Source organism: Lacticaseibacillus rhamnosus, from assembly GCF_900636965.1.
Taxonomy (GTDB): Bacteria; Bacillota; Bacilli; order Lactobacillales; family Lactobacillaceae; genus Lacticaseibacillus; species Lacticaseibacillus rhamnosus.
The window spans coordinates 2,857,540-2,878,196 of sequence record NZ_LR134331.1 but is presented as its reverse complement, the minus strand read 5'-3'; the positions used below and the strand labels follow the sequence as shown (position 1 = coordinate 2,878,196).

Sequence of the window (20,657 nt, the reverse complement as noted above, 5' to 3'; positions counted from 1 at the left end):
TGAACACTTTAAGTTTGGAGGAGGACTTTGATGTATCACGATATTGCCGAACAACTCATTCAAGATATTCTGGCTGGTCAGTATCCGGTTAAGCTACCGACTGAACAGGTGTTGATGGATCGTTATCAAGCCAGCCGCAATACGATTCGGAAGGCACTGGATGTGGTATTTGCCCATGGGTTGGTTCGCCGGGTTCAAGGTAGCGGGTACTATGTCATTGATCATTCGGCTCAATCCGATGCTGTCCTCAATATGTCGATAGGCTTTGATCAGACAGCCATGGTGAAAGGCGGACCGCTGACTTCCAAAGTGGTTAAGTTTGCGCTTATCCCAGCGACAGCAGCCTTGGCGCAACGAGGAAATGTCAGCCGCGGCGATATGGTCTATCAAGTCGTGCGGTTGCGCTATTTAAAAGGGCAGTTGTACGACTTGGAAGAATCGTATTTTCCGCAAGCAATTGTGCCACATCTTTCAGCTGAGATTGCGGCGGGTTCGATCTTCACCTATTTGCGTAACACCTATGCCATGGTTGGAAGCACAACGGAAAATTATATCCAATCGCGACCATTACCAGCCGAGTATGCCGAGTTGATGGCGATGTCGGCACAGACTGATCACCTGTGCTTAGACGGGATCAACTATCTAGCTAGTGGCAAAGTCTTCAACTTTTCCCGAACTTATTTTGTTTATCCGGGTCTAACGTTGTACTACCATACGACCAATATCGATTTGAACCGGTAGTTAAAACCGAAGTTGGTTCAAATGAAATCATTATGCGCTGGTGTGCCAAGAAGCGGCCGGCGTGCTTAAAACTCAAGGAGAGTGTACAAGATGAACGGACTTATCAATTGGCTCAATAAACATGTTGTCCCAATCGCAGCGCGTATCGGATCAATCCGGTGGCTGGTGGCCTTACGTGATGCTTTTATTGCGATCATGCCAGCCATGATGGCAGGGGCGGTTTCCACCGTGCTGAACGCTTTGATTCGGGATATTCCGACTCAATTTGGCTGGACCGGTTTCGTTAACTCAATGCAGTGGCTTATCGGCATTAACGCTGTTGTCTGGACCGGAACCTTAGCTATTCTTGGTTTAATCTTCTCATTCACGTTTGGCTATCAGCTCGCGGTGCAGTACAAGGTTGAACCTGTGACGGCAGGAATCGTCACCTTGGGCACCTTCATTATGAGCTTGCCGCAAAACTTCACCATGACGTTGAAGGCCGGGCTGGCAAAAGGTGCCGTAAAAACATTGACCGATGCCGGAACGGTTGTTTCCGGTAAAGATGTCAGCATGTGGGGATTCTTCAACTTTGGCAAGTTCTTCGGGGCGTATGGTTTCTTCACCGTTATGCTGATGGGCGCGATTGCCGCAACTATTTACATCTGGTTGATGAAGAAACATATCACCATTAAAATGCCGGATTCGGTTCCACCGGCTGTTGCTAATGCGTTTACCGGGATTGTACCGGCGGCGGTTGCCTTGTACGGCGTGGGTATTATCAACTATCTGTTTACTCAATTTGGTACGACCGTGATTGAATTTATCGCTAAAGTTTTACAAGAACCTTTGTTAAGTTTGAGTCAAGGTTATGGTTCCGTGCTGATTATGACGATTTTGGTTCAAGTCTTCTGGTTCTTCGGCATCCACGGGACCAATGTATTAGGACCGGTGCTTGATAGTATTTGGTTAACGGCGCAGTTGGCGAATATCAATGCCTTTCACAAAGGCCAAGCACTGCCGTATCTGTGGACTCGCAATTCATTTGACTTATATGCGTGGATTGGTGGCGCCGGCTCAACTTTGCTGCTGCTGATTGCGATTCTGATGTTCTCAAAGCGCGATGATCAGCGTGCAGTTGCAAAGCTGTCGATTGCGCCAGGGTTCTTCAATGTCAATGAACCGGTTATGTTTGGGATGCCGATTGTGCTTGATCCCATTTACTTCATTCCGTTTATTTTGGCGCCGGTAGTGATGGTTTCCATTGCTTATGGCGCGGTAGTGAGTGGCTTGGTTTCACCGATCAAGAATCAGATTGTATGGTCGATGCCGCCATTTTTAAATGCTTTAGTTGCAACCATGGACTGGCGAGCAGCTGTGTTACAGGCGGTGAATATGATCATCGGCTTCTTAATCTATGTACCATTTGTTAAGGCGGCCAATCGAATTAAACCAGCCCAGCTTGCTGATTAACGGTTATAGGAAAAATTGTTTTAGAAAGGCGGTTTTCAGTTGAAAATTCAGATGACACTCAAGGTTCCGGCGGCGTTCATGTATGGGCAACTGATTCGCTCGGCTCAGGCGGACATCAAGGCGCACACTGGGCGAGAAGTTCTGGTGGGCAGTCTTGATGGGTTCACGTACCAGAAGAAGTGGGCGAATGGCATGACGGGGAAGCTGACGATTACGCATGCCATTGCCAATCAGCGTTACGCGTATGAACTAGACACTGACCGCGATCATTATCATGTGGATTATCAATTACGCGATCTCGGTGATCAGCAGATGCAGCTGGATTACACTGAAATCATTGAAGGCAAAACCGCAAAAGGCAAAGCTAATAATCGCACGGCCGGGTTTTTATTAAACTGGCAACGCAAACATCGCTTTAAGAAGATGTCACGGCAAATGGCAGCACAGTATTTTAACTAAGAAGGGATTCTTGTGAAATGAAACGATTAGGTATCTCGCTTTATCCGGATCAAAGCAGTTTCGAGGAGAACAAAGCCTATCTTGATCTGGCACATCGGTATGGTTACACCCGCATTTTCACCTCACTCTTGCAACTGCTGGGAGAAGATGGTGAAGATCTGTTGGCTAAGTTTCGCCAGACAATCGATTATGCCAATCAGCTTGGGTTTAAGACGATCGTTGATATTAATCCGGCGTTGTTCAAGGAGCTGAAGATTAGCTATGACGATCTGAGTTTTTTTGAAACGCTTCATGTTTGGGGACTGCGACTGGATGAAGGCTTCACCGGCGCAGAAGAAGCGCGGATGACCCGCAATCCATATGGCTTAAAAATCGAATTGAATATGAGCCATGGAACCAATTATCTTGCAAGCATCATGGCTTATGACCCTAACCGCGATAACCTAATCGGCTGTCATAACTTCTATCCGCAGGCGTTCACAGGTCTGAGTGAGGCTATCTTTACCGAATACTCCCAGCAGTACCGAGAGTATGGATTGCATACCGCCGCATTTGTGTCGTCATCCAGCGGTAAAATCGGGCCTTGGCCGCTGCATGATGGGTTGCCGACAATGGAGTCTGATCGCCATCGCAACATTGCCAGTCAAACAACGCATTTGTGTCTGACCGGCTTGATTGATGATGTGATCATCGGTAATGCTTTTGCGACTGAAGCGGAACTTAAAGCCGTTGCCGATACTTTTCTGGCGCCATACCCGATCTTGCATGCCGAAATGTTGGCAAGTATCACGCCGCTTGAAGAAAAAATAGCATTTGCCGCGCCGCATTTATATCGTGGGGATGCATCGGCGTATTTACTGCGGGATACCCAGCCTCGTATCACGTATAGCACGGCCAGTATTCCCGCCCACGACCATGGCCAACCCTTCAAACGCGGCGATATTGTGGTCGTCAACGATGCGTATGGCCGCTATAAAGGCGAGTTCCAAATCGTTTTGACACCATTTAGCGATGATGGCCAGCGGAATTTAATTGGCCATGTTGCGGCTGATGACGCAGATCTGTTAACGCTAATCAAACCGTGGTCAACGTTTAGTTTGCAAAAACGCACAAGATAATGATTGAAGTCGTTGTGTCCTTGTTGATTCAAATGTCGTAAGGAAAGCAAAATCGGTCTTAGAGCGTCTTGCCACTCTAAGACCGATTTTATTTTGTCGTGATGCACAACTTCAAATATCGTTGCTTTACTTACATGGAAGGTGCCGCGTTTTCATGATCGGCAATGATTTTCTCATCGCGGGTAACTTCTTTCAAAACGTTGCTAACCGCTGTGCCGCCAAGGGAGGTACGGCGATTGACCGCTGCTTTTGAGGTGAGTTCTGCGTAAACGTCTGCTTGGATTTGCGGTGCGGCTTCCTGAAGTTCGCTTAATGGCATTTCCTGAAGCGCCGTGCCGGTTTTGATGCCTTTTAGTACCAGCTCGCCGACAATTGCGTGGGCTTGGCGGAAAGGAACGCCCTTTGTTGCCAAGTAGTCTGCCAGCTCGGTTGCATTGCTGAAGTCATGCGTTGTGGCGGCGGCCATGCGCTGTTCATGCACCGTGAGATCACTAAGCATGCCGGTGAAAATATGCAAGGAGCCAAGGATCGTGTTATAAGCATCAAAAATCGGTTCCTTATCCTCTTGCATATCCTTGTTGTACGCCAGCGGAATGGCCTTCATGGTGGTGAGCAGCCCCATCAGCGCACCATACACGCGCCCGGTTTTGCCCCGAATCAGCTCGGCAAAATCCGGGTTTTTCTTTTGAGGCATAATCGAGCTGCCAGTGGAAAAGTCATCACCGAGTTCGATGTAATTAAACTCAAATGTTGACCACAAAATCAATTCTTCGGCCATGCGACTTAAATGCTGCATCAAAATCGCACTGTTACTGAGAAATTCCAGTGCAAAGTCGCGATCTGATACGGCGTCCAGACTGTTGTGATACAGCTGATCGAAGCCTAATTCTTGGGCCACCAGTTCGCGATCAATCGGGAAAGTCGTGCCAGCCAGTGCAGCCGCGCCTAATGGCAAGATGTCGGTGTGCTTTTGGGTAAAGTCGAAACGTTCCCAGTCGCGCTGGAACATTTCGAAATACGCCAACAAATAATGGCCATAGGTGATTGGCTGGGCGTGCTGCATGTGGGTGTAACCAGGCATGATCGTGGCGGCGTGGGCTTTTGCCTGACCAACGAGAACGGTTTGCAGGTTCGTCAAGGCCTCTTTAATAGCAGGTAGGCGATGTTTGAGCCATAGATGGAGGTCGGTCGCTACCTGATCATTGCGGGAACGAGCCGTGTGCAGCTTGCCGGCGACTGGCCCGATTTCGGCTGTCAGTAAGGCTTCCATGTTGAGATGAATATCTTCATTTTCAACGGTAAAATGCAATTTGCCTGCTGCCAGTTCTTTTTTCAGGTGATGTAAGCCAGCGGTGATCGTGTCGGCGTCGGCTTGCGGGATGATGCCGGTTTTGCCTAGCATTTTGACATGGGCTAGCGATCCTTCAAGATCCTCTTTGGCCATTTGTTGATCAAAACCGATGGATGCGCCGAATGCATCAACCCAGTGCGCGGCTTTTTCGGTGAACCGGCCGCCCCATAGCTTATCAGTCATGTTGCTTTTCCTCGGAGTGAACATGGTTGACTTGCTCAAAGACAGTGGTCGGCAGCGTCCAAAGCTTGATGAAGCCCGCGGCCGCTTCCTGATCAAAGGAATCGGCACTGGTGTAGGTTGCCAGGTCTTCATCGTAAAGTGAGTTGTGAGTGGACTGACGCGCGACTGGGACGGCACTGCCTTTGTAAAGCTTCATCTTGACGGTACCGTTGACGACGGCTTGGGTTTTATCGATGAAAGCCATCAAAGCATCGAATAAAGGTGAGATCCATTGGGCTTCGTAAATCATATTCGTCAATTTATTCTCAATGGTTGGCTTGAAGTGTTGGACATCGCGTTCGAGCGTGAGGTTTTCCAGATCGTGGTGCGCCGTCATGAGGACTGCTGCAGCCGGTGCTTCGTAGACTTCACGCGATTTAATGCCAACGAGACGATTTTCGATTTTATCAATCCGACCAATGCCATTTGCACCGGCGATTTGATTAAGCTGTTTGATCATGGCAGCCAGCGGCATGGGGTTGCCATTTAATGCTACTGGAACCCCTTGTTGAAAGGTCAGATCAAGAAAAGTCGGCTTGTCCGGCGCTGCTTCAGGGGCAACGGTCATCCCCCATGCGTCATCCGGCGCCTGATTCCAAGGATTTTCGAGAATTCCGGCTTCGTTAGCACGGCCCCAGAGATTGGCGTCGATTGAGTACGGTGACTTTTTGCCGATTGGGACTGGCACATGATGTTCTTTGGCGTAATCAATTTCTTCTTCTCGTGACCAGTGAAAATCACGAATCGGTGCTTCGATTTTCATTTCGGGATCCAAGGCGTGAATTGCGGCTTCAAAGCGAACCTGATCGTTGCCTTTACCCGTCGAACCGTGCGCAATTGCGGTGGCATTTTGGGCGTGGGCGATTTTAACCAGATGCTCGATGATTAATGGGCGTGACAACGCTGATACTAACGGATAGTCGCCTTCGTATAACGCATTGGCCTTGATGACCGGCGCAACATAGTGATCGGCGAACTCGTCTTGGGCGTCAACGACAATCGAATCAATGGCACCGACTTTAAGTGCTTTTTGTTGAATCGCGTCAAAATCCGCATCCGGTTGACCGACATTCAAGACGACCGCAATCACTTCATAACCCTTGTCCATGAGCCAAGGAATCGCAACGGATGTATCAAGACCACCTGAGTAAGCTAGTACAATTTTTTCTGTCATGAAAATATATCCTCCTTTAATAAATGTGAGCGCGTTATGGCAGGCGTGCTAAAGCAAATGTTAATTAAACCGTTTTTCAATCAGGCGTAGTAGTCGTGATAGGGTAAACGTCATGATGAAGTAAAGAATGGCGACAACGACCAGTGGCAGGAATGGCTTGAACGAGGCCCCTTGCACAACGGTACCTTCAAACATTAATTCGGTGGCACCGATAACGGACAAGACCGAACTTTCCTTAATATCGGTGACGAACTCATTGCCTAATGCCGGCCAGATGTTCTTCATCGCTTGTGGCAAAATGACGTATCGCATTGCCTGGCTTTGGTGCAGACCCAAAGACCGAGCCGCCTCGGTTTGACCGACAGGGACGGAATTGATCCCGCCACGAATGATTTCTGCAACGTATGCGCCGGAGTTGATGGCCATGGCGATCGCGCCGGCAACAAACGCGCTGAGATCTAAACCGAGAATCTGCGTACCGAAGAAGACAATGAATGCTTGAACCAACAACGGCGTGCCCCGAATAAACTCGATGTAGATGTTAGCCACCACTTTAGCCAGCCAATTGCGACTGAGTTTCATCAAGGCAAGCAGCGTGCCGATGATAGTTCCGAATAAGACTGTTAAGACCGCGAAGACCAAAGTATAAATAGCGCCGCGGATAAAGTAGTTACCGTACTTAGCCCAGAAGCCTTGATCCTGATCCTGTAGTTTGTAGGCGGCTTGCAGATAACTCTTGTATTTGGCACCTTTAACCTTGCTGATCGTCTTATTGACTTGTTTTAACAAGGCAGGCGATTGCTTGCTGACGGCGATGGCGGTTGGGGCTTTGTCAGTCGCAAAATGCGGGTCAATCACGGTTAAACTCGGTGTCCGGGCAACATAGGAGTCGGCAATGGTACTAGCCAAAACCCCGGCATCCAATTTGTTGTACGAAATTTGTGCAACCACATCATTTGCTTTATCCAGGCTCGTGACTTTTGCACCGGGCAGTTGAGTCTTGGCAAGCTGTTCCTGCGTCGTTTGCTTTTGTGCCCCTACTCGTTTTCCGGAAAAGTCGGCAATCGATTTATACTTGGCTTTATCGGCCTTGCGAATGACCATGACTTGCGTTTCATACAGGTAAGGCGTTGAAAAGTTAACCTCTTTTTCCCGTTCAGGTGTTTTGGACATACCGGAGACGATCAAATCAATCTTGCCGGTTTTTAAAGCCCCGATCAGCGCCGTGAAGTTCATTTCTTTGATTTGTAGTTTCACGCCCATGTCCTTAGCGATTTGCTTGGACATGGAAATATCTGCGCCGACGATTGTGTCAGCACCGTTAATCGTGGCGTGGAACTCCAATGGGGCGTAGTCGGCGGACAGACCAACGACTAAATAGCCGCGTTTTTGAATCGCCGCTAAGTCTTTGCTGGCAGCTGCCGTTGGAACCGGCTGATAACTGGTGAAGCCGACGATCATAGCGATCAGCGCAATGATCGCGACCGCCCAATGTTTGATTCCCCGCATATAGTTCACTCCTCATTAATGATTATGGATTGAATATATACTCATTGGAGTGAATATGCAAGTAAAATGTTAAATATACAAAAATAATTCATTTTAATCGACCGCTTGCAGTCCGGCCAGAAACGGTCTGATAAGGTGCCAAAGCTTGTGGTTGTCGCGAATATATGAGTTGTGGTTTTCGCCGGGGAGAATATGCAATTCGGCATTTTGAATCGAACTGGCAATCGTAAAAGTTTCTTTACGTGTAATCAAGTCGCGGCTGCCCGCTAGCACTAAGGTTGGCACGGTGATCCTATGCAGCATTTGCGGGGTGATTTGCGGTTCATGGAGCATCATGGCTAACTTAGGAGACGGCCGATGACCAGCGGCAATACGAAAAAGAATGCGCGAATACCAGCGTAAACCTTGAGGCGTCAGATTCGCCCCGGCAACAATCAAAGCGCCGACTTGTTCGGGATGCCGAATTGCCAGCAGCAAAGCAATAATGCCACCATCAGAAAAGCCGAGTATGATCGGCCGGGCTAACTCCAATTCAGTGATTAAAGCTGAAACGTCGGACGTCATTGCATCATAACTAAGCCGGTCCGTAGCCGAACTTTGACCGTGATCACGACTGTCCAAGGCAATCACAGTATAATGCGGGGCGAGATACGTGATTAAGTCGGCGAAGAGTGTATGATCCTCACCGTTGCCATGTAGCAATATAATCGCCGGTCCGTGGCCGCTTTTTTGATAGTAGAGCTTCAGATGATCGTGGTGGAAAAACATAAAATAACCTCCAAAAATTCATGCGTGGGGTGTTAACTTACGGTAAGTAGCGGCGGGAAGGGTACCTTGTTTCGGGATCTGGGACGGAAAGTAAGAGCTGGCGGAGCGGGGGGCTGCATCTATCACCGCGGAGTCGGATCGAAGCAGCGGAAGTCACTTAAAGCGTAGACCGAGGAAGGGATGACACTTTCCTAAACGCGCTCGCAGTCGCAGCAATCTACGTGTAAGGACCTCAAGCCTAAATGGCCAAAGCCCAGCCATTTAGGCTTAAGGCCGCTTACACTCCGATTGCTAACCGCTCCTGCTCGCGCTCTTGCTTTAAAACCGTTATACTATAGAAGTGTATCTTAAACCAAGGAGGGCCGATGATGGCGAAAAAAATCTTGGTCGTTGACGATGAGAAGCCTATCTCTGATATCGTCAAGTTTAATTTGGATAAAGAAGGCTATGATGTCGTCACTGCATATGATGGCGAAGAAGCCTTGAAGAAAGTCGAATCAGAATCACCTGATTTGATTTTACTTGATTTGATGTTACCGAAAATTGATGGGCTTGAAGTTGCCCGACAAATTCGTAAAGAACATGACACGCCGATTATTATGCTGACGGCGAAGGATTCCGAAATTGATAAAGTGTTAGGACTGGAGCTTGGGGCAGATGATTATGTTACCAAGCCGTTTTCCAATCGAGAACTTGTTGCGCGGGTGAAAGCTAACTTGCGCCGTACCTCATCAGCCAATGCTGCCGGCAGTGAGGAAGACGAAGCCAATCGTGAATTGGAAGTTGGCGATTTAACGATTCATCCGGACGCATATACGGTATCCAAACGCGGTGAGAATATCGAATTAACCCACCGCGAGTTTGAATTGCTGCATTACCTTGCCCGCCACTTGGGACAGGTTATGACCCGCGAACATCTGCTACAGACAGTTTGGGGCTATGACTACTTTGGCGATGTCCGGACTGTGGATGTGACGGTTCGCCGCCTCCGCGAAAAGATCGAAGACAATCCGTCCCATCCTGAGTGGTTGGTGACCCGACGCGGCGTAGGCTATTATTTGCGAAATCCTGACGCTGAATAATTAGGAGCACCACTGTTGAATAAAAAGATTCGCTTCTTTCAGTCAATTCACTTTAAAATCGCGATCGTCTTTATTCTTTTGCTGGTCGTGACACTGGAAATGATCGGGGCTTATTTTGTTAAGACCTTAGAGCAGCAAAACATTGAACAGTTCAAGACGAGTGTTAACGTGGACAGCTATATTCAAGATAAGCTGGCCGCGGATTTGTTGCGCACCGATACCGACAATGCCAATGACGATATTAAAAGCACCTTGAGTCAGGCAGATATTGCCAATTCGGCTGATCTACAAGTGATTGACGCAAAAGGAACGATTCGCGGTGACAGTGATATTAATGCCCAGACTAATGTTGGCCAAAAGTCAGCTAATTCCAACATTAAAAACACGTTGTACTCTGGCCAACAATACGAAGGATATGAATATCGGGAGCGTACAGGGTCGACTTATTACAAAGTTGTGCCGATTAAGAATCCGAACGCAACCGGCGACAATAATTCGGTCATTGGCGCAATTGCCATTTCAGCATCAATGGAGCAAGCCTACGATAGTATTAATAAAATCGTTGGTATTTTTCTGATTTCCAGTTTAGTCGCTGGCTTATTGGGTACGTTACTTTCCATTGTCATTAGTCGCGCGATTACCCGGCCGATTGACGAAATGAAAAAACAGGCGATTCGGATGGCTCGTGGTGACTATTCCGGCCAGGTTCGAATTTACGGGCAGGATGAACTTGGGCAGCTTGCAGTCGCCGTCAATAATCTAAGCGTGCGTGTTGAAGAAGCCCAAGAAGCCTCCGAAGCGGAACGGCGCCGGTTGGATAGCGTGTTGGCGCATATGACCGATGGCGTGATTGCTACTGATCGTCGCGGTAATGTCATCATTATTAATCAGACCGCGTTGAGTTTCCTCAATACCAAGAATGAGGATGTTATTGGTGTTTCGATTTTGAAGTTACTCAATATCGCCAAGGATTATACCTTGCGTGACTTACTTGAGCACCAGACTGAATTGTTGTTGGATTTTTCGGAGCAGCTTGATCATGATCTGATTTTGCGGGTTGATTTTAGCTTGATCCAACGCGAAACCGGCTTTATTTCGGGACTGGTCGCGGTTTTGCATGACGTAACGGAGCAGCAAAAGATTGATCGCGATCGTAAGGAATTTGTTTCCAATGTGTCACATGAATTGCGCACACCGTTGACTTCAGTGCGCAGTTATATTGAAGCGTTAAGTGATGGTGCGTGGAAAGATCCTAAGCTGGCACCGCAGTTTCTAAATGTTACGCAAGAGGAAACTGACCGGATGATTCGAATGATTAACGACTTGCTGAGTCTGTCGCGTTTAGATTCCGGTACCAGTAAGTTCAACCTTGAAACCGTCAATTTAAATGAGTTCTTCAACTATGTGTTGGATCGGTTTGACATGATGCTCAAGACGGATAACGAACACACCGGTGAGGCGCGGACTGCACAACCGTTGCCACAGCCGGATGGCCAAAAGAAGCGTTATTCGATTAAGCGGGAAATTACCCACGAAGATCTTTGGGTTGAAATCGATACAGACAAGTTCATGCAAGTGATCGATAACATCATGAATAACGCAATTAAGTATAGTCCGGATGGCGGCGTAATCACCGCGCGCCTATTCCAGACGCATGACCACGTGATTTTGTCCATCAGCGATCAAGGGTTAGGAATTCCGCGTCAGGATCTGGGTAAAATTTTCGATCGCTTCTATCGCGTTGATAAGGCACGCTCCCGCAAACAAGGCGGAACCGGTCTAGGCTTGGCGATTTCAAAAGAAGTCGTTGAAGCCTTACATGGCCGCATTTGGGTCGATTCACAAGAAGGCCGTGGCAGCACATTCTATATCTCACTGCCATACGAACCGATTACCGATGGAGGAGATGACTGGGATGAAGCTTAGTAGTTGGATTTTGCGCGTGAGTCTGATCGCCATGGTTATTTTAAGCCTCGTCTTTACGTCATTGATTTGGCGAAATCCATCGCGGCTGGAGCGCCGAAGTACATCGAACGTGCAGGTAACAACCGAAAATGATCCGAATGTTAAAAAAATGGAAGGCAACGTTTACCTGCCTAACCAAGTTTATTACACGCATCGTGGTCAAAAGCAGCTGCTATTTAAAGCCAATGCCAATATCGGCCATGAAGTTCAACAAGCAATGGCGGATTGGCATATGACGCAGGTTAAAGCGGTGGGCAAAGTCTCGCCGGCTAATTATGAAACTTACCTTGAACAAGATGGCAACTTGCAACTTATCTATCAAGACGTCATGAGTTTTAAACAGTTTGAACAGTGGTTTTTTAGCAAGCAAGATCAAATCAAAGCCTCTGATTTTCATTTTAATCGGGTTTTGGTGAACTTAGACGGTGCGGTTAAAAAACTGACCTTAATAAACGATGCCACGCGCAGGGTTTACGAAGCCAAGTTAGCCAACGTCTCACAGGATCAGCTCCAAAAGCTTGTGACGACTCAGGTTACCCGCGCTTTTCCGATTGAAGAAAAGCGGTTAGGCAATCACGAAGTTGCGTTCTTTACGCAGCCAATCAAACTGCCGCCATATGCTTATCTGATGGATCAACAAAGTGCCAATTATTATGTCTCCCTGCTAATGCCATCGAAAACCGCCAGCAATGTCGATGCACGTGAAATTGGTGATATCACGCTTTATACTGCGGGTTCAACTCGACGAATGACCGCTGATTCGGGAACTGGTGCGATTGAATTTGAAAACTATACGGCAACATTTCCTGACAGTGGCTTAACTAATTTCCTGCACGCAACCTTCAAAGGACTTAGCGATTTACAGATGACAAACCTGGCTAGTATGCGGTATTTTCAATATGATGCCAGCCGTGGTGAAGTGGTTTATAAAACCTATGCGCAAGGGTTCCCGATCTTTAATGTGGATCAAAAAGGCGACGTTACTGTTCGGTATACGCAGACGTCACAGGAGATTAATTTCTCTAATACCAATCTGACAGTGCCGATTCCTACAAATCAACCGGCACAAACCTTACCGGCAACTGCTACCGTGGTGAATCAGTTAGTGGCTGCGGGCTATCGTGCCAGTCAGATTACGGATATCCTGATTGGTTACCAGTGGACCGGTAGCAGCAATGATCAGCAAGTGGTCGATTTGCAGCCGACTTATTATGTTGAGATGAAAGGCGAATATCGGGATTATCAAAGCTGGCTGAATCATAGTAGCGATGCGTCTGCCAATGCCGCTAGTGGCCAGACTGCGACGCCGAGCAATGATGATAGTAGTGCGAGCGAATCTGAGCCAACGCAATAACGGATCTTTAACTAACTGACAAGCTAATAAACTGCTTGCTGAGGGAGGCGATTTTGTGGATTTTCGACGGATTGAATGGATCTTTCTAGTTGTGTTTGTCGGCCTGAATATTTTCCTGGGAATTAGCTATTTTCAGGCGCAGCAGGTTGACTTGGCAACGATTAAAAGTGGCGATGCGGCAACCATCACGGACATTACGCGCGATCAAATTAAGCTGCCACGTTTAAGCAAAAAGACACCCAAAGGCGATTATCTTGCAAGTCAAGCCAACTCAGCATTAACCGCGGCACACACGAACCTGGTGAAGCAGCAGGTTTCCATTAGCGAAGGCGATTATCAGGAATTGCAGGCCAATCTGGATGTGCCCATAACGTTAAAGAAGAATCAGGAACTGCGCCAGATGAAGACTTTTGTTAAAAACAATGTCTACCATGGCAAGGAGTATGAGTATGCACCGGCGCTCTCTAATGACGAACGCGTGGTGTTTGCCCAGCATCCCCAAGCCGGACTGATTTACGATCGGCGTGCGGCAGTGACATTGCATGTATCCGATAATCGTCTGGTTAGTTATACACAGACTTATCTGACCAAATTAAACATTTTGCGGGATCATTTAAGCTTGATGAGTGAACAGGATGCTGTCATTGCTTTATATCGTGACAATGATATCCCTAATAATTCGGCGATTGTGTCCACACAGTTGGCTTATAGTTACCTGCTTGATGCAAAAGGCAGTACGGTTTATGTCCCGGCTTGGTACATTGGCGTCAAGAATCGTTCGACCGGAAATGTCACGGTAAAACGTGTCAATGCGATCACTCGAACAGTTATGAAAAACCGTAATGACAGTTAAGTGGTAGAATGGACGGCAGTGAGAGCCGATTGCTTAGATCAGGCAGTTGACTAAATGGTAAAAAGTTTGGAGATGGTGATCGTGGGCGAAGATTTTGGGATGCGTGTCAGTGTCCTTGCCAGCAGCAGCTCAGGTAACGCAACCTATATTGAAACGCCTGGTCACAAGGTGTTAGTGGATGCCGGTTTGTCAGGCAAGAAAATAGAAGCACTGATGAAGAGCATCGGTCGAGATCTAACCGATGTTGACAGTGTTTTTATCACGCATGAACATAGCGATCATGTGCGTGGTGTAGGCGTGTTGGCGCGACGTTATCCGCAGCTCAACGTTTATGCGAATGCCAAGACGTTTGCAGCTTTACCAAAAAGTGTGGGCAAAATCCCTGAAGCACAGCTGCGGTTGTTTGATATGGGGACAACTTTGACGTTAGGTGACTTGGATGTGGAAAGTTTTGGCGTTTCGCATGATGCTGCCGCGCCTCAGTTTTACCAATTTCATCATGACGGCAAGGCCTTCACTATCCTAACCGACACGGGCTACGTTTCAGATCGGGTTGCCGGGACGATTCGCGATGCCGATGCGTATGTGATGGAATGCAATCACGACCTTGAAATGTTGCGGACGGGTCCGTATCCGTGGCCGTTGAAGCAACGGATTTTAAGCGATCAAGGGCACCTGTCCAATGAGGATGGTGCGGATGCCTTGATGGATGTCATCGGTTTGCGGACGAAGCGGATTTATCTGGGGCATTTATCACCGCATAACAACAATAAGCCACTGGCGCATTTAACCGTGGCGTCGTTGTTGGCACAGCAAGGTCTGGCGGTGGATCATGACTTTCATATTTATGACACTGACCCGGCAGTTGCCGACCCGTTGTTTGTTGTGTGAAGCGGTTTGAAAGCAGTTTTAGCAGTGTGGAAAAGCGGACGACTTAGATGGAAGCATGTAAGCTGGCCGGTTTTTTTGTGGGTTGGGGAGGATGCGCGTGGCAGTTTGCGCTCGTTGTAACGCGTTTACTGGTGTGGGAGTCGGAGTGTAAGGGCCTTGGTCGCAATGGGTAAGCTCGGGTCATTACGTCCGAGGCCACTAATGTTCTGATTTACGCCCATAACGCGCTCACCGGCGCAGGGATCTGCGTGTAAGGACCTCAGTCGCAATGACCAAGCCTGGGTCATCACGCCTGAGGCCACTTACACTCCGATCCCTAAACGCGCCGGTTCGCGCTCACGAAAAAATACCGATGTTGTTCATAGTTTCGTCAAAATCGTCACTTACAATAATCTTTGTAAACAGGGTGAGTTAGAATGCCCGTAAGGAGGAAACCGTTATGGATAACGGAAGTCATAACTTTCAGGAGACGCCACAGGATCAGAAGCCGCAACGGTCGGCGGAAAAACCGAAGAAGAATGGTTTGAAGCAGACTGCAATTGTTGCTGTTGTGGCTGCCTTGATTGGTGGCGGTGTTGGTGGTGGTACTGCCTATTGGGCGATCAACCATACGACAAGCCTTGGCGTGACCGACACCTCTGGTAAAGCCGGAACGACCAAGATTTCCAATGTTTCAGTCAATCAAAGCAGTGCTTCAGAGCAGGCTTTTGCAAAGGTTAAAGGCGCAGTCGTCTCAGTTGTTAACATGCAAAAGGCTGAAAGTAACAGCGATGGGCTGGATACTTTTGGCGGGCTTGAAGGCATTTTTGGCCAGGATAACCAAAATAACAGTAGTTCGAGCAGTAGTTCATCAAGTCTTGAAGAGGCCAGCGAAGGTTCTGGTGTTATTTATCAAAAGAAAGATGGCAAGGCTTATATTGTCACCAATAACCATGTGGTGAGCGGTTCGGATAAGCTTGAAGTTATTTTGAGCGATGGAACCAAACTGACAGCCAGTTTAGTCGGAACCGATTCAACGTCTGACTTGGCGGTTTTGACAATTGATGGCAGTAAGGTTAACACAGTTGCCAGCTTTGGCGACTCTAGCAAGATTGAAGCCGGGCAAACTGTCTTGGCAATCGGGTCGCCGCTGGGCTCACAATATGCTACCAGTGTGACGCAAGGGATTGTCAGTGCGAAGAGTCGTACCGTTGATGTGACCGATAGCAGTGGTAACACCACCGGACAGGCAACGGTTATTCAAACGGATGCCGCGATCAACTCAGGGAACTCAGGTGGCCCGTTGATCAATCTGTCAGGTCAGGTTATCGGAATTAATTCAATGAAGCTATCCGGAAGCTCGAGCAGCAGTTCTGAAGGAGCAACGATTGAAGGGATGGGCTTCGCGATTCCAAGTGATGAAGTCGTTTCGATCATCAATCAACTGGTCGAAAATGGTAAAGTTGTTCGGCCAGCGCTAGGCATTGAAGTGCGCGACTTGTCCACCGTTTCTGCTAGTCAGCAAAAATCCGTTTTGAAGCTACCTGAAAGTGTTACCGGTGGGGTCGTTGTCGGCGGCTTTACCAGTGGTAGCAGTGCTAAGGCGGCAGGATTGAAACAGTATGATGTCATCACTGCGCTGGATGGTGTCAGCGTCTCCAATACCGCTGCGCTACACACGCAACTGTATAAGCATAAAGTCGGCGATACCGTCAAACTGACCTTGTATCGTAAAGGTGAGCAGCAAACCGTTTCTATAAAACTTTCACAGACAACAAGTGATTTGAAGAATTAAATGATGAGAGCCTCGATTAAAAGATTCGTCTTTTGATCGAGGCTCTTTTGCTCTTTCAGCGAAATTAGTCGAAAGCGGTTTCTTCAGAATTTCACGAAAGTTTTAGCGCTAATCTGTGGAAAAGTTCAAGTAAAAGATTTGTCAAGAGTGGGTAACTTTTGCGTAAAAAGATGCCCTAGCCTGTGGATAACTCTGTGGATACTGTTCATAACTAAGATTTCCGGGTGTGAGTAAGTTGTCCACCAAACTGGGGATAACTTGTGGATAAACTTTTTTGACTTGTGACAAAACGTTTGTTCCCGGCTGCTGGAGCGGGATTAAGCGGCTGAACTTTGTGAAATCGAACAATTAAAAACTGTGGATGAACGTTGTCGAAAAATTTTTTACTTGAATTTTTTGAATCGTCTATTTAGTGTCAATGGACATACTTAATACTATATTTTGGGCCTTTAGTTTTGAACATGTGGATAACCGGTGTGGACAACCTGTTGTTTGCTGCGAAAAACTTAACATTTGACTTCGGTTGCGGAAGTGGTTACGATGAAATAGGTAAAAGAATTGTGCACAATGTATTTGAAAGGATGGTCCGTCATGAAAATCACGATTAAACCAGCTGCAGTGACGTACTTGAACGAGCACGTTGCAAAGGATCAACATTTGTTTCTGGCATTAGATGATGGCTCAAGTAAGTATTCGAAACTAGGCGGCTCCTGTGCTATTGGCAATAAGTACCAAATTGTTGTGACCAATCAGGACGACCAAGACTATGCACTGCCACTGGAAAATGATGCGGGCTTGAAGCTGACCACAGGCGATCCGGAAACCGATTATTTCGGAAGCGGCCTGACGCTTGATTTTAAAAATGCTTCGTTAGCCTTGCGTGATGATAGTGGTATTTTAGACGGTGCCGTTACCCTTAATCAGGTAACTTCAACGCCGCAAAACGATGACAAACGCCGTGAGGAAATGAAATCGCTAGGCGGCAAGATTTGTTAATGTACGATCATAATCCGCTGAACCTGTAAAACGACAAACAATCAAAATAGCAGAAAATTCAAATTAGCACTCTAACATGACGAGTGCTAATTTTTGTGTTATACTAAAGATGTTCGGAAGAGGAAGTCGTAACCTTCAAAATGAAAGGAAGTTTTCGATGATGGCTAATGATCTTATGCGGCGGAATGATTGGTTGAATGATCCATTCTTCAATGATTTGGGACGGCATATTTTTGACAGCTTTACGCCAACTCGTGGGGTTGACAACAGTCGCCTGCTGAAAACGGATATTCAGGAAAATGACGAGTCATATGTTGTGAAGGTTGATGTGCCTGGAATCGAGAAGCAAAATATCAATTTAAGCTATGACCATGATGTTCTCAGCATTGCAGTTAAACATGAGGAACAGGCTGATCATTCAGACAAGGAAGGCAATATGCTAATGTCTGAACGCAGCTATGGCCGCATGAGCCGCAGCTATCGGTTGCCAAGCGTTGATGAAGGTAAGATTAGTGCTAAAGTCAGTGATGGCGTTTTGACCATTGATTTACCAAAGATGGCAGCTGAGCAGCAGGAAGGGCATCAGATTACGATCGATTGAATCGGATCTGTTTGTCTAGTATGAATACCTTGAGGAGCCGGATCGGGAAACTGATCCGGCTCTTTTTCGAGCGTGAGCAGGGGCGCTTAGCAACAACTAGCTACCGGTCATTCGATCCTGACGAAGAAAGTAACAGCAGTAGCAGCTTCTTCAGAGCAGATGAGGTCACTGAAAACAGGAAATAAGTTCAAATTAATGATTCGTTTCGCTGTAAAAGCGTATAATAGAAGGTAAACATTTAGGATAACCGAAAAGAGAATTGTCTAGGTGAAGGCCTAGAAAACAGCTCCGAGCTAACACTTGCCATCCTTATCGTTTACTGAGTTAGCCTAGACTGAATTATATCGGTTACAGGATTTGAACGTCCAGATTATATTCGTTCTAAAAAGGGTTGCGTTTTTAAATTGTAATGGTTATAATTGGGGTACTTAGGAAAAGGGGTTGGCAACAATGAAGAAGAACTGGCAGCTTATGATGGTGCTTGTTGTGAGTGCTGTGGCGCTGGTCTTTGCGTTCATATTAAAACAGCCATTGATTGCTCAGGGACTGATTACAGTCATGGGGTCAATTATTGCTTTGATTATGTTCGGCGGCATGGTCAAGACCATTCGTTCAGGTAATTTCGGGGTTGATTTGTTAGCAATTACGGCGGTAGTCGCCACTTTGGCAGTCAGTCAGTATTGGGCAGCGATGATTGTTTTGCTGATGCTGACTGGTGGGGACGCCTTGGAAAGTTATGCTGCGACAAAAGCCAGCAGTGAACTGAAGCAGTTATTAGAAAACGCACCAACGACAGCTCATCGGTTGGTTGATGGCCACGTTGAAGATGTTGACGTTGATGCCGTTCAAGTGGGCGAGACGATTTTGGTTAAGCCTCAAGAAGTTGTTCCAGTCGATGGTACGGTTTTGGAAGGCGAGAGTTTGGTGGATGAAGCCAGTTTGACCGGTGAATCCAAACCAGTTGCCAAAAACGCAGGTAGTGACATCATGTCTGGGACGATCAACGGGGATTCGGCATTAACCGTTAAAGTTACGCAGCGAGCAGAAGACAGTCAATATCAGGGAATCATTAAACTTGTTAAGGAATCCGAAGCTCGTCCGGCTCATTTCGTCCGGATGGCAGACCGGTATGCGGTACCATTTACGTTAGTTGCTTATGTCATTGCCGGCTTGGGTTGGGTCTTATCTGGCGACCCGGTTCGGTTTGCACAGGTACTGGTTGTCGCATCGCCTTGTCCATTGATTCTGGCGGCACCGATTGCCATGGTTTCGGGTATGAGTCGCAATAGCCGTAACGGGATTATTGTGAAGTCGGGGACCACCCTTGAAAAATTGAGTGACGCTCGGACTTTCGCTTTTGATAAAACCGGAACCGTCACCCGTGGTATTTTGAAAGTCGCGACAGTTTTACCGCAGGCCGGTTTTTCCCAAGATGAGCTTTTGAATCTAGCTGCCAGTGCAGAAGGCCAATCGACCCATATCTTGGCGCGCTCGTTGACAGACGCAGTGCCAGCAGCAGATCGGCTGCCGGCAAGCGAAGTCAGTGAAGCAACTAGTTTCGGTGTTTATGCAACCGTTGACGGGCATAAGGTTAAAGTCGGCAAGGCTGAGTTCGCCGGTGCAAAAGAGACTTTGGATACAACGGCGGTTTATGTCAATGTCGATGGCCAATATGCCGGTGCCATTACCTTTTCCGACCAAATTCGGCCTGAAGCAAAAGAAACCATGACCAAATTGCACGAATTAAACGATGCCAACTTGATCATGATCTCTGGTGACCAACAATCCATTGCCGATAAGGTCGCTCGAGAAGTCGGTATTGACCAAGTGTATGCTGAGCAATTGCCGCAGCAAAAGATTGAAGTGCTGGACAATGTGCCTAAGGATGATCGTCCCGTTGTCATGGTGGGTGACGGGGTCAACGATGCACCATCGCTGGCGATTGCCGATGTTGGGATTGCCATGGGTGCACATGGCGCAACGGCTGCCAGTGAATCAGCAGACGCGGTGGTGTTACGCGATGATCTAGCAAAAGTGGCAGCAGCAACCTTGATTGCCAAAGAAACCATGGTCATTGCCAAGCAGTCAGTGCTGATCGGGATTGCGATTTGTACCGGATTGATGCTCATTGCCAGCTTCGGCGTGATTCCAACGATTATTGGCGCCATGTTGCAAGAAGTCGTCGATACGGTCACCATTTTATACGCGCTGCGGGCACGTAATGGCTTGCATCGGCAGGCGTTGGTTGATCCGGTTCGCGCAGAAGCACGTGCTTAATTAACAATTTAAGATCAAGAGATTTCAGGGTCCAATCAGATACGCGCGATATAAGCGCATCTGATTGAAC

17 protein-coding genes are annotated in these 20,657 nt (G+C 47.6%); 13 read left to right on the top strand and 4 right to left on the bottom strand.

Going from position 1 to position 20,657, the window contains the following annotated elements:
* The first annotated feature begins 30 nt into the window (after nt 1-30).
* From EL173_RS14475 to EL173_RS14460, 4 genes are all read left to right on the top strand, one after another.
* On the top strand, nt 31-741 hold the full coding sequence (locus tag EL173_RS14475; RefSeq protein ID WP_005685019.1) for a GntR family transcriptional regulator: 711 nt from the start codon (nt 31-33) through the stop codon (nt 739-741).
* A gap of 90 nt (nt 742-831) precedes the next feature.
* Nucleotides 832-2,193 (top strand): PTS sugar transporter subunit IIC, encoded by a 1,362-nt coding sequence (locus tag EL173_RS14470; protein ID WP_005690633.1) that lies wholly within the window; start codon nt 832-834, stop codon nt 2,191-2,193.
* Between the two features lie 39 nt (nt 2,194-2,232).
* Nucleotides 2,233-2,652, top strand: a complete 420-nt coding sequence (locus EL173_RS14465) for a DUF3284 domain-containing protein (RefSeq protein ID WP_005685016.1) — start codon at nt 2,233-2,235, stop codon at nt 2,650-2,652.
* Between the two features lie 17 nt (nt 2,653-2,669).
* Nucleotides 2,670-3,770, top strand: a complete 1,101-nt coding sequence (locus tag EL173_RS14460; RefSeq protein WP_005690636.1) for a DUF871 domain-containing protein — start codon at nt 2,670-2,672, stop codon at nt 3,768-3,770.
* Between the two features lie 130 nt (nt 3,771-3,900).
* Here the strand turns inward: EL173_RS14460 and argH are convergent, their stop codons facing one another.
* The 4 genes from argH to EL173_RS14440 all read right to left on the bottom strand — a co-directional run bounded on the left by argH (nt 3,901) and on the right by EL173_RS14440 (nt 8,794).
* Nucleotides 3,901-5,304 (bottom strand): argininosuccinate lyase, encoded by a 1,404-nt coding sequence (gene argH, locus EL173_RS14455; protein ID WP_005690638.1) that lies wholly within the window; start codon nt 5,302-5,304, stop codon nt 3,901-3,903.
* The gene (locus tag EL173_RS14450; protein ID WP_005690639.1) at nt 5,297-6,517 is read right to left on the bottom strand and encodes an argininosuccinate synthase; all 1,221 of its coding nucleotides are present in this window, start codon (nt 6,515-6,517) and stop codon (nt 5,297-5,299) included. Before EL173_RS14450 ends, argH begins: the two co-directional genes overlap by 8 nt.
* Nucleotides 6,518-6,577: 60 nt before the next feature.
* Nucleotides 6,578-8,026, bottom strand: a complete 1,449-nt coding sequence (locus EL173_RS14445; RefSeq protein WP_005685011.1) for an ABC transporter substrate-binding protein/permease — start codon at nt 8,024-8,026, stop codon at nt 6,578-6,580.
* Between the two features lie 93 nt (nt 8,027-8,119).
* Nucleotides 8,120-8,794: an alpha/beta fold hydrolase gene (locus EL173_RS14440; protein ID WP_005690640.1), complete on the bottom strand. Its 675-nt coding sequence runs from the start codon at nt 8,792-8,794 to the stop codon at nt 8,120-8,122.
* A 368-nt stretch (nt 8,795-9,162) separates the two neighbouring features.
* On the opposite strand from EL173_RS14440, the gene yycF reads away from it, so the two are divergent.
* The 9 genes from yycF (at nt 9,163) to EL173_RS14395 (ending at nt 20,587) form a co-directional block, all read left to right on the top strand.
* The gene (gene yycF, locus EL173_RS14435; protein ID WP_005685008.1) at nt 9,163-9,876 is read left to right on the top strand and encodes a response regulator YycF; all 714 of its coding nucleotides are present in this window, start codon (nt 9,163-9,165) and stop codon (nt 9,874-9,876) included.
* 15 nt (nt 9,877-9,891) lie between these two features.
* Complete coding sequence (gene walK / locus EL173_RS14430) at nt 9,892-11,802, top strand: cell wall metabolism sensor histidine kinase WalK (RefSeq protein ID WP_005712091.1); 1,911 nt, start codon at nt 9,892-9,894, stop codon at nt 11,800-11,802.
* Nucleotides 11,792-13,195 carry a YycH family regulatory protein gene (locus EL173_RS14425; RefSeq protein WP_019728425.1) on the top strand — a complete coding sequence of 468 codons (1,404 nt, stop codon included), beginning with the start codon at nt 11,792-11,794 and terminating at the stop codon, nt 13,193-13,195. Before walK ends, EL173_RS14425 begins: the two co-directional genes overlap by 11 nt.
* A 55-nt stretch (nt 13,196-13,250) precedes the next feature.
* A complete protein-coding gene (locus EL173_RS14420) occupies nt 13,251-14,048 on the top strand; it encodes a two-component system regulatory protein YycI (protein WP_005690644.1) in 798 nt (265 codons plus the stop codon).
* A 72-nt stretch (nt 14,049-14,120) separates the two neighbouring features.
* Entirely contained in the window at nt 14,121-14,939 is an 819-nt protein-coding gene (locus EL173_RS14415; RefSeq protein WP_024305740.1) for an MBL fold metallo-hydrolase, read from the top strand.
* A gap of 439 nt (nt 14,940-15,378) precedes the next feature.
* Nucleotides 15,379-16,713 carry a S1C family serine protease gene (locus tag EL173_RS14410; protein ID WP_005690646.1) on the top strand — a complete coding sequence of 445 codons (1,335 nt, stop codon included), beginning with the start codon at nt 15,379-15,381 and terminating at the stop codon, nt 16,711-16,713.
* Between the two features lie 591 nt (nt 16,714-17,304).
* Nucleotides 17,305-17,709 carry an iron-sulfur cluster biosynthesis family protein gene (locus tag EL173_RS14405; RefSeq protein ID WP_005685001.1) on the top strand — a complete coding sequence of 135 codons (405 nt, stop codon included), beginning with the start codon at nt 17,305-17,307 and terminating at the stop codon, nt 17,707-17,709.
* A 160-nt stretch (nt 17,710-17,869) separates the two neighbouring features.
* Complete coding sequence (locus EL173_RS14400; protein ID WP_005684999.1) at nt 17,870-18,310, top strand: Hsp20/alpha crystallin family protein; 441 nt, start codon at nt 17,870-17,872, stop codon at nt 18,308-18,310.
* Between the two features lie 450 nt (nt 18,311-18,760).
* Entirely contained in the window at nt 18,761-20,587 is a 1,827-nt protein-coding gene (locus EL173_RS14395) for a heavy metal translocating P-type ATPase (RefSeq protein ID WP_005690649.1), read from the top strand.
* Nucleotides 20,588-20,657 lie beyond the last annotated feature (70 nt).